This is a genomic window from Sorangium sp. So ce131 (assembly GCF_051519095.1).
Lineage (GTDB): Bacteria > Myxococcota_A > Polyangia > Polyangiales > Polyangiaceae > Sorangium.
Genome location: NZ_CP150455.1, coordinates 766325 through 780964, shown reverse-complemented (window position 1 = coordinate 780964; position 14640 = coordinate 766325). Strand labels below are relative to the sequence as shown.

Here is a 14640-nt window from a genome sequence, read left to right as displayed (position 1 = left end):
AGGCTCCTCCCCTCCCCCGTTACCCCCCTGCGCCGCGGGCATCAAGCGCCGCGCGCTCCGCGTCTCGCGCTCCTTGCGCGGCCCGTGCGGCGCCGACGCGGTTGCGGTAGGTATCGAGCCGAGGAACGGCGGGCGCTTCGCTCGCGAAGGATCGATCTCGACGGCCTATGAACGCAAAAGAGGATCGCGGCGACGGCGCGCCGGAGGGCGCGCTCCGGAACGAGGACACCGGCGAGCGCCGCGCGGAGGGCGGGGAGGCCGCTGCCGCCGCGCGGGACTCCGGCGCAGGCGAGCCCCCGGGCCGCGCCGCGCCCGCGTCCACGGCCGGCGCCTCCACCACGGCCGGCGCCTCCACCACGGCCGGCGCCTCGGCCACGGACGACGGCGCGACCGAGGACGACGGCCCGGCCGGTGAGGACGACGCGGACGAGCCGCCGGGGCGTCCCGCGGGGCCGCCTGGGCCCTCGATGTGGGACATCCTCCGGGACTGCTTCTTCACCTTCGACCGGCGGACGCTCGGCTTCACGCGCATCCTGCTCGGCTTCTTCCTCATCGGCGATCTCCTCCGCCGCACCTGGGCGTGGACCGACATGTTCGCGGACATCGGCGTCCTGCCGAACCACGTGAACCTCTGGCGCCCCCAGGGCAGCGGCAACTTCTCGCTCGTCAACGCCTTCTCCACGCCGGGCGAGCTCTGGGTCCTCTGGGCCGTGATCTTCGCCACCTACGTCTGCCTGCTCATCGGCTGGAAGACGAAGCTCATGCAGGTGCTCTCGCTCGTGTTCGTCACGAGCATGAACGGGCGCGTCCTGCTCATCGAGAACGGCGGCTACGTCGTCCACAACCTGCTCCTGCTCTGGACGTGCTTCCTGCCGATGGGCGACCGCTTCTCGGTCGACGCGCTCCTCGCCTCGCTGAAGCGGAGCCGCGAGCGGACCGCCGCCGATCTGAACGATCGCGCAACGATCGACGACCCGCTCAAGCCGGACGCCCACGTGACGATCGTCGGCCCCATCCTGCTGATCCAGATCGCGGCGATCTACTTCTTCAACGTGGTGCACAAGACCGGCCCCGCGTGGAGCATGAAGAACGCGACCGCGATCCACTTCGTGCTGTACGTCGACCGGATGGTGACGCCGATCGTGGCGGACATCCGCGACTACGCGCCCGGCTGGATGATCGTCTTCATGACGCGGATGGTGATCTCCTTCGAGTTCCTCATCCCGTTCTGCCTCTTCATGCCGATCTTCCGCGCGTGGGCGCGCAGGGCCGCGCTGGCCATGATGAACGTGCTCCACATCGGCTTCGGCACGACGTTCGTGCTGGGCCCCTTCGCGTGGGCGCTCTGCGTCATGTCGACGCTGCTCTTCGGCCGCGAGGACTGGGAGCTCGCCGCGCGCACGATGCGGCGCGCGCGCCGGGCCCGCGTGGTGCTCTTCGACCCGCGGTCGCCGGGCGCCGTCTTCATCTGCCGCGTGCTGAAGCGGATGGATCGGTTCGGGCTGCTCACGTTCGAGGCGTCGGGCTCCGCCGCGAGCGGCCTCGCGGCGCGGCGCCCGGACGGCGCGGTGGTCGCGGGCGCCGAGGCGCTCGCGGACCTCGTCGCGGCGATCCCGCTCGGCCCCGCCGTGGCCTGGACGCTGCGCCTGCCGCTCGTGCGCGGCGCCGTGACCGCGGCGATGGCGGCGGCGCACCGCCGCGGCCTGGGGAGGGCGCTCGGCCTGCGCATCCCGGAGCGCTCGGACGTCGCGCCCCCGCCGGCGCCGATCCGCCTGATGGGCCGGAGGGCCCTCGCCGGCCTGCGCGAGCTCGGCGCCGTCGTGATGTTCGTCGGCGCGGTGAACCAGGCGGCCATCGAGCTCTGGGTCGTCAAGAACCGCTGGAAGGTGCCGCACCCCGAGCCGATCCGGGTGCTGGCGCAGAAGCTCCGGTTCCTCCAGGGCTGGTTCATGTTCTCGCCCAACCCGGTGATGGATGACGGCACGCTCGTCGTCGATGCCGTCACGGTCGACGGCCGCCACATCGATCCCTTCACGGGCAAGCCGCCGAACTTCGACCTCCTGCACGCGAAGAGCTTCGCGTACAGCCAGATCTGGTCCGACTACTTCGCCCGCATCAAGCTGCCGGGCAACAGCGGGTACCGCGACGCCATGAAGGAGTACATGTACCGGTACCCCGAGCGCACGGGCCGCCCCGAGGACGCGATCGTCTCCGGCGACGTGTACTGGGTGAAGGACTGGAACCCGAAGTGGGGCACGACGGAGAGTTATGGGGAGGAGCGCGAGAAGCTCTTCTCCTTCCACAACCCGAAGGCGCAGGCGTGGGCGCAGGCCGAGCCGCCGCGCCCTGCGCCCGGCTCCTCCAGCGCAGCGCCTTCCCCCCCCGCCCCGCCCACGGTCACGCCGGAGACCCCGGCGAACTAGGCCGCCGTGTCGTCCCGCTGGAGCGCGGGCGGGGCCGGGCGCGCACAAACCCCGGGCAAACGCGGCCGTCGGACGAAAAACGAAATCCGCTCTTGACAGCCGCGGCCCGGCGGGTAGAGTCCGCGCTCTCGAAAACGAGGGCCTGTAGCTCAGTTGGGAGAGCGCTAGAATCGCACTCTAGAGGTCGCAGGTTCGATCCCTGTCAGGTCCACCCTCGAAGTCGCTGACGTTTCTTTCTTAACCGTCTTGTTGAGTCCTTCTCTCGGGTTCTAGAGCGTCGCCCGTCGCGATGGCGCGGCGAGCATGAGCGCCCGTTCGGGCGTGTCCCTCGCAAGAGGGCGCATCCGCCGAGCGGACTCTGATGCTGGCCTCGGGTCAGGCTTCGCTGGCCACACGCCCCTGAGCTGCCCGTTCGTCCGGCAGTGGGCTTGCCCGGCTCCGCGACATGGCGCTGCTGGACCTGGCCGGCAACGAGCTTGAGTGGCCGCGCGTGGCAGCCCGGCTGCTGGCCTCGGCGACACTCGGTCGACGAGGCACTACGCCGCTCGTCCCCCGTCCGCCAGGCACTACGCCGCTCGTCCCCCCCCGGGTCGGCGTCGTGGCGTGTCCTTCTCGTTAGAGCCGCCGCAGCGTGAGAGCCGCCGCAGCCGCGCCCCTCACTCGTCGATCGGCTCGAAGTCGGCCTTGGTCGCGCCGCAATCCGGGCAGATCCACGTATCCGGGATGTGCTCGAACGCGGTCCCCGGCACGATGCCGGTGTCGGGATCGCCGAGCGCCGGGTCGTAGATGTATCCGCAGATGAGGCAGCGATATTTCTTCATCGATAGTTCTCCTCAGGGGCTTGGCGAGCCGCGCAAAACGCTACCACGGCGGAGGATGCAGCCGCAGGCGAGCCTGCCACGCCGCCGGCCCTGCTCCAAGGAAATCTCCGGCGACTCGCCCCGTCCCGCCGCGCCGAGGCAGCGACTCGAAGCGCGCCAGACACCGGCCAGCCGCGCCGCCGCGCCTCAAGGCGCCGGCGCGCCGCGCACCGCGAGCTGCTTCCTGCGCAGCGCGCGCGCGATCGGCCGGTAGGCGAGCCGCAGGAGCCAGCGCGGGCAGAGGACGCCGAGGTGCACGACGAGCCACGCCACCACCCCGGGCACCACGAGCGCGCGGCCCCGGTCGATCGCGCGGACGAGAGCGCGCGCGCAGCGCTCGGGGGATATCGACAGGAGCGCCGGAGGCTCGAGGCCGGTGAAGTTGCCCGCCACCTCGTTGAACTCGGTCTGCACCGGCCCCGGACACACCTGCGTGACCCGCACGCCGGTGCCGGCGAGGTCGAGGCGGAGGGCTTCGGTAAAGCTCGTGACGAAGTGCTTCGTCCCGATGTACGCGGCCATCCCCGGCCCGAACGTCAGGCCGAACCCGGAGCTCACGTTCGCGATCGCGCCGCGCCCGCGCGACACCATCGGGCCGACGAGCCGGTGCGTGAGGTACGCGAGGGCCGTCACGTTCAGCGCGATCATCTGCTCGGCCCGCGGCCACGCCGAGAGGTCGTACACGCCGAGGTCGCCGGAGCCAGCGTTGTTCACGAGGACGTCGATCTCCCCGACCTCAACCGCGGCCGCGCGGAGCATCGCGTCGACCGCCGCGCGATCGGCCACGTCGCACCCGTAGACGAGCACGGTCAACGCGGGGCGCGCCGCGACGAGCTCGGCGCGCAGCGCCTCCAGGCGGTCCTGGCGGCGCGCGACCAGCACGAGCGCCCTTGCCCGCGCGGCCACCTCGCGCGCCAGGGCGCGGCCGATGCCGGACGACGCGCCCGTGATCAGCACGACCCCGCGGTCGATCGGCGATCCCCCGCGCGGAGGCTCCTCGCGCGGCGCTCCCACGGGCGGCTCCTCGGGCGTCGACACGCGCGCAAGGGTTGCGCAGCGCCCCCCGCGGGCGCAAGGGGCGCCTGCAGGTCACCCGACCGCGCTGGAGGCGCCGCGCCCCCGTGCGCGCAGCGGGAGCCTCGCCGGCAGACGGGCTCTGCCGCCCAGCACGACACGCGCCCGCGCGGTCGAGCTTCCCCTCACCGCCCGACAACAACACGGAGAGAGCGACGGATCGGAAATGCATACCCCGAGGGAGATCAGCGCACAGGAAGCACCCCAGCATCCATTGCGCTACCTTGATGACCACAATTGCAACACGCCTGTAACACACACCACCCCATGAAGTGCCCTCCGCGAGCCCTTCGACGACGGTCCGCGCAGCGCGCCCGACAGGCGACGGACTCGGCGACAACGTGCGTTGACGGCCAGGGCAGCTCTCTTTACCGTGGACGTCGTCCTCACGAGCCAGGAGACATCATGCGTTCGCCCTCATCTCTCATCTGTGTCCTCCTCGTCGCCGCCGGGCTGGGCGCGTGCGACCGATCGCCTGAGAACCAGTCCCCGCCGGCCGCAGTGGCGGCGAAGCCCACCGCGACGGCGGCGAAGACGAGCGACGTGAAGCCCCTCGTCTTCGATCCGAACGACGTCAAGTCCTTCAAGGTCCTCCCGGCAAAATTCGACTACGACAAGAATCCCATCACCAATGAGAAGGTGACCCTGGGGAGGATGTTGTGGTACGAGACGCGGCTCTCGAAGAACCACGATATCGCCTGCAACTCCTGCCATGACCTCTCGAACTACGGGGTCGACAACAAGGCCTTCTCGTCCGGCCACAAGGGGCAGCTCGGCGGCCGCAACTCGCCCTCCGCCTACAACGCGGGCCCGCACGTCGCCCAGTTCTGGGACGGCCGCGCCGCCACGCTCGAGGACCAGGCCAAGGGGCCTATCCTGAACCCCGTCGAGATGGCCATGCCCGACGAGAAGCGGGTCATCACGACGCTGAAGTCCATCCCCGAGTACGTCGCGCTCTTCAAGGCCGCCTTCCCCGAGGAGAAGGAGCCGATCACGTACGACAACATGGCGAAGGCGATCGGCGCGTTCGAGCGCGGCCTCGTCACGCCGTCGCGCTTCGACAAGTACCTCGACGGCGACGACAAGGCCCTGACCGCCGAGGAGAAGGCCGGGTTCCACAAGTTCATCTCGCTCGGCTGCCCGACGTGCCACACGGGCGTCGCGGTGGGCGGCTCGACGTTCCAGAAGCTCGGGCTCGTGAAGGAGTACCCCGGCCTCAAGGACAACGGGCGCTTCGATCACACGAAGGAGGACAAGGACAAGTTCTTCTTCCGCGTCCCGAGCCTCAGGAACGTCGAGAAGACCTTCCCGTACTTCCACGACGGCTCGCTCGCGACGCTCGACGACGCCGTGTCCAAGATGGCGTGGCACCAGCTCGGCGTGGAGGCCAAGCCCGAGGAGGTGAAGGCGATCGTCGCCTTCCTCAAGTCGCTCACCGGCGACCTCCCGACCGAGTACATCAAGAAGCCCGAGCTGCCCCCGAGCACGCCGGCCACGCCCAAGGCCGACCCCACCTGAGCCGATCCGGTTGCGCCGAGAGGGCGGATCAGGTCTGCTCCGCCCTCTCGGATGAGCACGAGCGCCGGCGACGACGGGCGATCCGCGCCCGCTCCTGAGGACACGGCGGGCGCCGCCGAGCCCGGCGCCGCCGAGGCGCGCGCGGAGCGCACCGCGCGCACGCTCGTCTTCGTGCGCGAGCGCTTCGACGGCGCGTGCCTCGCCTTCCCCGTCGCGGCGCCGGACGCCGCGAGCTTCGGCCGCGAGGAGGACGTGCTCGTCGAGCAGCAGCTCTTCCTGCGCGAGCACGCCGCCCGCGCGCAGCCCGAGGCGATCTCCCGGCTCTCGTTCCCGGAGGGGACGGAGCTCCTCTCCGTGGACGTCCCCGTCCCGCGCGACGACCTGCCGCGCAAGCTGCGGAGCGAGGTGCCGGTGACCTTCCCCTGCGTCGTCGTGCCCGCCGGCGAGCGGCCCGCGCGCGCGCCGTCCGCAGCGCCCGGAGCCGCGTCGGCGCCGCCGGCGCTGGCGGCCGGCGGCGGCAGCGAGCGCGGCGAGCGCGGCGCCGCGGGCGGCGAGCGCGACGTCTGGGTGCTCGTGCCGGGGCTCGGGCACGCGTTCTACGTGGAGGCGGGCGAGCCGATCGCGCCGGCGATCCGGCAGGAGGTGCGCCGGATCCTGGCTTCGGAGCCGCTGTCGTCGTGGGAGCACATGGGGCTCCTGCCGGGGAGCGCGCACCGCCTGGAGGTGCTGCACGCGCCGCTGCCCGAGCCCGAGCGCGCGGGCGGGCACGTGCAGCGCGGCGTGTCCCTCGCGGAGCGCGCGCGGCGGAAGAAGGCCGTGGACACGCTCGTCTCGGTCGCGACGCCGCTGCACGTGGCGGCGCAGCGGAGCCCGGCCGCGCGCCCGCCGCTCGCGTGCCGCGACGCGGAGCTCGCGCGGCTCGCCGCGCTGCTCGACGGCGCGCCGCGCCTCGGCGTGCTGCTCGTCGGCCCGGAGCACGCGGGGAAGACGGCGCTCATGCAGGCGTACGTCGCGCGCCAGACGCGGCTCGTCTACGCGACCTCGGGCGCGCAGCTCATCGCGGGCATGAGCGGGCTCGGGCAATGGCAGGAGCGGATCCACGAGGTGATGGAGGCCGCCGCCGCGCTCGACGCGGTGCTCTACTTCGAGAACCTCGACGACCTCCTGGCCGAGCGCGTCGAGGGCGGCCACGTCGACCTGCCGGGCGCCATGCGGCCCTACCTCGACGAGGGGCGGGTGCGCGTCGTCGGCGAGCTCCGGGACGACCGGCTCGACGCGCTCGAGGGGCGGCACTGGGCCTTCTTCGCCGGCCTGAGCCGCATCCGGGTCGAGCCGCTCACGGCGCGCGACACCCGGAGGGCGCTCGCCGAGCGCGCCGCGCACGACGCCCGCGTCGAGCCGCACCGCCCCGCGGTCGCGGACGACGCGCTGACGGCGCTCGTCGACCTCGCGGAGCGCTACCTCCCCTACACCGCCTTTCCCGGCAAGGCCGTCCGCCTCTACGAGGACCTGCGCACCGTGCACGAGCGCGAGCGGACCGCGCAGGGCGAGCCGGTGACGCTCGGGCGGGGCGACCTCTACGAGCTCTTCTCGACGCGCACCGGCATGCCCGCGTTCCTCCTGCGCGACGATCTCCCGCTCCGCGTGGACCGCGTCGCGCGCGATCTCGGCGCGAGCGTCGTCGGGCAGGAGCGGGCGGTGCGCGCGCTCGCCGAGACGATCGCGGTGGTGAAGGCGGGGCTCTCGCCGCCGGACAAACCGCTCGCGGCGTTCCTGTTCGTGGGGCCGACGGGCGTCGGCAAGACGGAGCTCGCGCGCGCGCTCGCGGCCTTGCTCTTCGGCTCGCCCGATCGGCTGTCGCGCTTCGACATGAGCGAGTTCGCGAGCGAGGGCGCGGCCGACCGGCTGATCCGCGGGGTGGACGGCGCGGGCGGGCTGCTCACCGAGCGCGTGCGCGAGCAGCCGTTCTGCGTGCTCCTGCTCGACGAGATCGAGAAGGCGCACCGGGCGGTGTTCGATCTCTTGCTCCAGGTGCTCGGCGAGGGCCGCCTCTCCGACGCGCGCGGCCGGACGGCCTATTTCCACAACGCGATCGTGATCATGACCTCGAACCTCGGCGCGGCGGAGCGGCGCGCGCAGGCGGGGTTCGCGGGCGCCCCAGGGGCGCACGCCGCGGCGCCCCCGGAGGAGCGGGCCGCGCTCGACGAGGCGCACTACCAGCGCGTCGTCGCGGGCGTGTTCCGGCAGGAGTTCGTGAACCGCATCGACCGCGTGATCCCGTTCCGGCCGCTGACCCGCGCGGAGCTGACCGAGGTCGCCCGCCTCACGGCGCAGCGCCTGGGCCAGCGGCGCGGGTTATCCGAGGCGGGCGTCGCCCTGGAGGTTTCCGAGCGGGCGCTCGCGCGGCTCGCGGAGGACGGCCACGCGCCGGCGTACGGCGCGCGGGCGCTCCGGCGCCACGTCGAGGAGCACCTCACGGCGCCGCTCGCGCGGCTGCTCGCACGGCTCGGCGGCGAGGCGCGGGAGCTCACGGTGTGGGTCACCGAGGCCGGCGAGCCGGAGCCGCCCGCCGAGGGCGCCGCCCTCGCCCGCGCGGAGACGCCGGCGCTCCGCCTCGTGGCGCGGCGGCGGCGCGCGGCGCGCGCGGCGCAGCAGGCGTTCGGCGTCGAGCAGCTCGGCGATCTCCGGCGCGAGGTGGACCGGTGGATGGGCCTCGCGCCCGTCGAGCAGCTCCGGGAGCAGATCGACTTCCTGCTGACGCAGCTGAGCCTCGCGGGGGGGCTGGTGGGGGGGCTGGCGCGGGGGCTGGTGCGCGACCGCCGCAAGGAGCAGGACACCGCGGCGCTGCAGGCCGAGCACCACCGGCTGAGCGAGATCTGGGGGCAGCTGTCCCGCGCGCAGGAGGACATGCACGAGATCGAGGAGCTCGCGATGATGGCGCTGCTCGAGGGCGAGGAGGTGCGGGAGCTCGCGGGCGAGGCGCGCGCCGCGCGGGAGGGGGTCCAGAGGGCGCTGCCGCGCGCGCTCGTCGCGACGGAGCCGCGGCGCGACGCGATCGCGCTGATCCTGGAGGAGCTCGACGCGGGGGCGTTCGAGCGGTGGCTCGCGCCGCTGCTCGAGGAGCTCCCGCGGCGGGGCTGGAGTGCGACGCTGCACATCGACGGCGACCGGCCGGGGCCCGGCGATGGCGCGTGGCCGGCGAGCCGGCGGTGGGGACCGCCGCGCTCGCCGGGCGACGTGCTCGAGGCGCTCCGGCAGCCGAAGCGCGGGTTCCGCAGCGTGCTCCTCCGCTGCACGGGCTCGTACGCCGGCGCGTTCCTCTCGCTCGAGCGGGGGCTCCACCGGCTGGTCGTGCAGAAGCGGGACGCGGGCGACGCGCCCGGCGACGGCCGGCTGCACGTGTTCGTGCACTTCGTGGCGCACGCGGCCCACGTCGCGGAGGACCAGTGGGAGCACGCGTCGCTCGCGCCGCCGCCCGCCGGCTCGGCCGCCGCGCGGCGCCGCGGGGCGGCCGCGCGCGAGCACGACGAGGTCGAGGGCGCGGTGCTGATCGCGGGGCGCCGCGCGCGGATCGCCATGGATCCGGCCTGGTACTGGCGGCGGCTCGACGAGGTCGCGCTGTCGCACCTGCTCCTCTTCGAGGACGGCGAGAGCGGGCTCGATCGGAGCGAGTACTTCAGCGTGGGCGGGGAGGGCGCGGAGCCCGGATAGCGGGGGTCCGGGCGTGTCCGCCCGCGCGTCAGCGCCGCTCGCCCACCGGGCGCATCGGGTGGATGTGCGCGCCGCCGAGCACGAGCTGGGCTCCGGCGGAGAGAGAGACACAGCGTCACCCCTCCTTACGCACATCATCACTCCATCATTTCAAAATCCGCTGTCGTCCCGGATATTTTCAATGTCAAACATCGCTCGTCCCCTCACGATTTCTCGTGCAGCGCCGTGCGAGCCAGGACATGAGTTGCGCGTGGCCTCTCTGCGCGCATGCCAGGCGTGAGACGGCCTGAGCCAAGGCGGGATGTTGGTCCTATGCGTGAACGCTCCGACCAGTTCGTCAAGAGTCTGCTGCGCGACGCGCTCCGGCGCGCGGCGGAGTCGGACACCGAGGTCGAGGTCGCTGCGGCCACCCAGCGGATCGACGTCTGGTGTGTGCCCGATCCGGCGCGCGAGGCGTTGCGGCGCGAGCTCGGGGTGCTCGGCGAGCTCGCGGCCGAGCCGTGCATGTTCGAGGTCTTCCGCAACACCCCGGGTTTGCGGCAGCTACGCGATTGCCTGCGCAAGCAGCTCGCGTGGCATCACGAGCTGGAGCGGCGGGCGCGCGCCGCGCTCGATCGGGTCGAGGCGGAGCCGGCGCCTCGCAAGGAGGTGCCTTTCCCCTGGCTCATCGTCGTCAGCACGGGGCGGCCCGAGACGGTGCTCGATGGGTTCGGCTGTCAGGCGCTGAGCCCGGGCGTGTACGGCTCGGTGCAGGCGCTGCAGCTGCGCGTGGTGGTGCTCTCCGAGCTGCCGCGCACGCGCAGCACGCTCATCCTGCGGCTAATGGGTGCCCGGCGGGTGCTGCGCGAGGCGCTGCTGGACCTAATGGCGCTTCCGGAGGACGCCTGGGAGCGGAGCATCGCCCTGCCGCTTTTGGTACACTTCGGCTACGAGCTCCCCGGGCAGCTCCCGGAAGACGCGGAGGATGACGTCATCATGGAGATCCAGGAGTGGTTCAAGACGTACCAGGCGGAACAGCGACAGCTCGGCCTGGACGAGGGCAAGCGGCTCGGCCTGGACGAGGGCAAGCGGCTGGCGCTGGCGCGGCTGTTTGAGAAGCGGCTCGGCAGGGCGATGACCAACGACGAGCGCAGCACCATGGCCGAGCGGTTGGCGCGGCTCGGGGAAGAGCGCCTGGACGAGGTCGTCTTGACACTCGACGGCGAGACCCTCGCGGCATGGCTCTCGAACCCGGAGGCGCGCTGACGCCTCACGGCCTGTTTCCGCAAGAGCGCCTCCACCGTCTGCTCATCGCACCCGCGGCCCAGCGTCGGGTACCGGCGAGTCCGCACCCCGACCACGCTCCGCTCGCAGTTGCCCTCGAAGGCGTCGCCGCCCACAACGCCTCGATCACAGGCGCGCGCGGCCCGTTACACTCGCCGCCGTGCACTTCACCATCCCGCTCTTCGAACGGCGGTCCTCGAGCGGCGTCGAGTGCGTCACGCTCGGCCTCGGCCCGAGCACGCGCTCGCGGCAGGGGCGGCACCCGGATCGCGTCCAGCGCCTGCTCATCGAGGAGCTCCGGCCGATCTTCGAGAAGGCGCGGCCGACCCAGCTCGCGCGCTTCGAGATGCCGCGCGGGATCCGGCTCGAGAAGGTGCGCCTCGAGCTCGCGCTCTCCGGGGCGACGCCGGCCGACCGCCGCAAGGTGAGCGGGCTCTGCCCCGTCGTGCTCGAGCCGCGCTGGGCCTCGGAGCACGAGCGCATCGTCTTCGCCTACCACCCGGCCCGGCAGGGCGAGGCCGCCCCCGTCCGCGAGGATCTCCCGCTCGACGAGCAGCTCCGGGCGCTGTTCCAGGCGGCCTGGGCCGGCCTCGACGACGAGGAGATCGAGGGGCTCTGGAGCCGGGGCAAGGAGCGCCTCACCGCGCTGTCGTTCTCGTGCACGCCGCGCTCGGCGCTCGCCGACCTGCCGGGCGACGACGCCGGCGACGCCAGCGGCGCCGACCCCGCGTTCCGCTGGAAGAAGCGGCGCGGCCTCAAGGTCCTGCCGAACCTCGGCGTGAGCCTCACCCAGCGCGCGGCCCAGGGAGGCCTCGACGCGGGCGTGCCGCGATCGCCCCAGCGCGAGCAGCTCGCGCTCCTGCTCGGCGCCGGCCGGGCCCAGTCGGTGATCGTGATCGGGCCGTCCGGGTGCGGCAAGACGACGCTCGTCCACCAGGCGGTGCACGACCTCCTCGAGGCCGACGGCTACGGCGCGCACAAGAACCTCGACCGGGCGCGCGACGTCGTCGCCGTGAGCGGCCGGCGGCTCATCGCCGGCATGAGCCACCTCGGCGACTGGGAGAAGCGCTGCGTCGAGCTCGTCGAGGACGCGCGCAGCCGCGGCGCGATCCTCGCGATCGACGACCTCCACCACTTCGGCCGGATCGGGCGGTCCCGCGAGAGCGAGCGCTCGCTCGCCGACTTCTTCCGCGGGCCGCTCTCCCGCCGCGAGATCGTGATCGTCGGCGAGTGCTCGCCCGAGGCGTTCCGCCTGCTCGAGCAGGAGTCCCCGTCGTTCGCGGCGCTGTTCACGCCGCTCTTCCTCCCCGAGGCCACGCCCGCCGAGACGTTCCGCCTGATGGTGCGGGAGGTCCGCGCCCTCGAGCAGCGCCACGACGCCCGCGTGAGCCCCTACGCGCTGCGGACGATCCTCGACCTCGGCGGCTCGCTCCTGTCGGCGCAGGCGCTGCCGGGCAAGGCCATGGACCTGCTCCGGGAGGTCGTGCGCGCGAGTGCGAAGGCCTCACCCGCCGCGGAGGATCAGGCCGCGGCGCGCGACGACCAGCCGCGCGGGCCGCGCGGGCCGCGGCCGGTCGGATCCCACGACGTGCTCCGGCTCCTGTCGCAGAAGACCGGGGTGCCGAGGCTCCTGCTCGGCGGCGACGAGCCGCTCGACGCCGGCGCGCTGGAGGAGGAGCTCGGCCGCCGGGTCATCGGCCAGCCGGAGGCGGTGCGCGCCGCGGCGGATCTCGTGGCGCGCATCAAGGCGGGCCTCGTGGACCCGCGGCGGCCGTACGGGGTGGTTCTCTTCACCGGGCCCACGGGCACCGGCAAGACCGAGCTCGCCAAGTGCATGGCGGAGCTCATCTACGGCAGCGCGTCGCGGCTGCTCCGCTTCGACATGAGCGAGCAGAGCGGCCCCGACGCGCCGGCGCGGCTCATCGGCGATCGTTACGCGCCCGACGGGCTCCTGACGCAGCGGGTGCGGGAGCAGCCGTTCTCGCTGGTGCTGCTCGACGAGATCGAGAAGGCGCACCCCTCGGTGCACAGCCTGCTCCTCCAGCTCTTCGAGGACGGCCGGCTCACCGACGCGGCGGCGCGGCCCGCGCACTTCAACCACGCGGTCGTGGTGATGACCTCGAACCTCGGCGCGCGCTCGCGGGCGCTGCTCGGCTTCGGCGGTGGGGTCTCGGAGGCGCGGGCGCTCGCGATGGCGGAGGAGTCGGCCCAGGAGGTCGCGCGGGCCGTGCGCGAGTTCTTCCCGCCCGAGCTGTTCAACCGGATCGACCGCGTCGTGCCGTTCCGGCCGCTGACGCCCGAGGTGGCGGTGCGCGTGGCCGAGAAGGAGCTCGACCGGCTGCTCGGCCGGCGCGGGCTCGCGGAGCGGAGCGTCTTCGTGCGCCGGAGCGCCGGCGTGGCCGAGCGGATCGCGCGGGAGGCATTCGTGGCCGAGGACGGCGCCCGCTCGGTGAAGCGGTTCATCGAGGACGAGATCGGGGCGCTGCTCAGCGACGCGCTCTCCGGCGGCGCCCCCGCCGCGATGCAGGTGCTCCGCCTCCACACGCGCGGCGCGGAGGCAGGCGCCGGCGGGGGCGCCGCGTCGCCGCCCTTCCTGCTGCACCGCGAGGCGCTGGAGGAGGCCGAGCCCGCGGCCGCGGCGTGGGCGCTCGCGCCGCTCGTGGCGAAGCCGCTCGGCGCGCTCACGGCGGAGCTCTCGCCGCTGCTCGAGCTCGTCGGCGCGCTCGAGCGGGGCGACGAGCTCGCGCGCCTCTCGGAGCGGATCCGCCATCACCTCGCGGAGCACAGCCGCACCGCGGCGGAGGGCCCCGAGGCGCACGAGCACGCGGAGGCGGTCTACAACCTCGACGCGATGCGCGGCGCGATCCAGGCGTTCCGCGAGCGCATCGAGCTGGTCCGGCGGCGGGGCGGCGACGACGACGAGCAGCAGCACCTCGCGCTGGAGATGCGGCGGTTCGGCTACGTGACCCTCGAGGACGAGTGGAGCCGCTCCCGGGTGCGCCTGTTCCACCGGCGCCAGCTGCCGGGCCCGCTGCGCCGCCTGGCCAAGCAAGAGGTCCTGGAGTGCATCGCGGAGGGCCACGCGCTCCGCCGCGCGCTCCGCAAGGTGGACGAGCCCGGCCAGCACGCGGTCCTGATCGAGCTGCTCCGCGCGGCGCACGTCGACGAGCGGCCGGCCGGCGGCCCCGGCGCGCCGGAGGACGGGCTCTTCGAGGCGCTGGCGCGCGCGTACGTCGAGGCGGAGGGCGAGGTCGAGGGGTGGGCGGGCGCGCGCTTCGGCCACGCGCCGGACGGCGCGGAGCCCGGGCGCGCGGGTGGGATCGAGCAGGGCCGCGGGACGGCGGGGCTCGACGCGATGCTCTCGGGCGGGGCGGAGCTCCTCGTCCTGAGCGTCGTCGGCCTGTGCGTGCTGGACTTCTTCGAGCTCGAGACGGGCGCGCACGTCTGGACGTCGCTCGCGCGCGGCCCCGAGGTGGTGCGGGTGCGCGTCCTGCCCGCCCGGCCGGGCCTCACGCCGGCGAGCGCGGCGCGGGACCACCTCGACCGGCAGGCGGCGTTCGACGAGGCGGCGCGGCGCGGGCGCGCGCTCCCGCCGAACCCCGCGGCGCTCCTGCCGGTCGTCCGGAGGATCCGGTTCGACCCGCCGCGCCCCCCGGGCAGGCCCGCGCCGATCGAGATCGAGGACTACGTGATGGGCTACGCCGAGGCGTCGCTGGTGCGCAGCCTCTCGCAGGCGCTCGCGCCGCTCTGGCTGCTCCGGATGAGCCGCGAGGACGTCGCGTAGCTGGCGC

At 73.6% G+C, this 14640-nt stretch carries 7 protein-coding genes and 1 tRNA gene; 6 read left to right on the top strand and 2 right to left on the bottom strand.

The window, feature by feature from the left end:
• The first annotated feature begins 167 nt into the window (after positions 1–167).
• Together WMF43_RS02880 and WMF43_RS02875 are read left to right on the top strand one after the other, a co-directional pair.
• Positions 168–2423: a hypothetical protein gene (locus tag WMF43_RS02880; RefSeq protein WP_437677384.1), complete on the top strand. Its 2256-nt coding sequence runs from the start codon at positions 168–170 to the stop codon at positions 2421–2423.
• Between the two features lie 138 nt (positions 2424–2561).
• Positions 2562–2634: transfer RNA gene (locus WMF43_RS02875), tRNA-Ala, on the top strand.
• Between the two features lie 445 nt (positions 2635–3079).
• Here the strand turns inward: WMF43_RS02875 and rd are convergent.
• Both rd and WMF43_RS02865 read right to left on the bottom strand, forming a co-directional pair.
• Positions 3080–3244 (bottom strand): rubredoxin, encoded by a 165-nt coding sequence (gene rd, locus WMF43_RS02870; RefSeq protein ID WP_437677382.1) that lies wholly within the window; start codon positions 3242–3244, stop codon positions 3080–3082.
• A 186-nt stretch (positions 3245–3430) separates the two neighbouring features.
• Complete coding sequence (locus WMF43_RS02865) at positions 3431–4297, bottom strand: SDR family NAD(P)-dependent oxidoreductase (protein ID WP_437677380.1); 867 nt, start codon at positions 4295–4297, stop codon at positions 3431–3433.
• 465 nt (positions 4298–4762) lie between these two features.
• Between WMF43_RS02865 and WMF43_RS02860 the strand changes: the two genes are divergently transcribed.
• The 4 genes from WMF43_RS02860 (at position 4763) to WMF43_RS02845 (ending at position 14633) form a co-directional block, all read left to right on the top strand.
• Positions 4763–5875 carry a cytochrome-c peroxidase gene (locus WMF43_RS02860; RefSeq protein WP_437677378.1) on the top strand — a complete coding sequence of 371 codons (1113 nt, stop codon included), beginning with the start codon at positions 4763–4765 and terminating at the stop codon, positions 5873–5875.
• Positions 5876–5926: 51 nt separating this feature from the next.
• Positions 5927–9586 carry an AAA family ATPase gene (locus WMF43_RS02855; RefSeq protein WP_437677376.1) on the top strand — a complete coding sequence of 1220 codons (3660 nt, stop codon included), beginning with the start codon at positions 5927–5929 and terminating at the stop codon, positions 9584–9586.
• 312 nt (positions 9587–9898) lie between these two features.
• Positions 9899–10831: a hypothetical protein gene (locus tag WMF43_RS02850; RefSeq protein WP_437677374.1), complete on the top strand. Its 933-nt coding sequence runs from the start codon at positions 9899–9901 to the stop codon at positions 10829–10831.
• A gap of 178 nt (positions 10832–11009) precedes the next feature.
• Positions 11010–14633 carry an AAA family ATPase gene (locus tag WMF43_RS02845; RefSeq protein ID WP_437677372.1) on the top strand — a complete coding sequence of 1208 codons (3624 nt, stop codon included), beginning with the start codon at positions 11010–11012 and terminating at the stop codon, positions 14631–14633.
• The last annotated feature ends 7 nt before the right edge of the window (positions 14634–14640 follow it).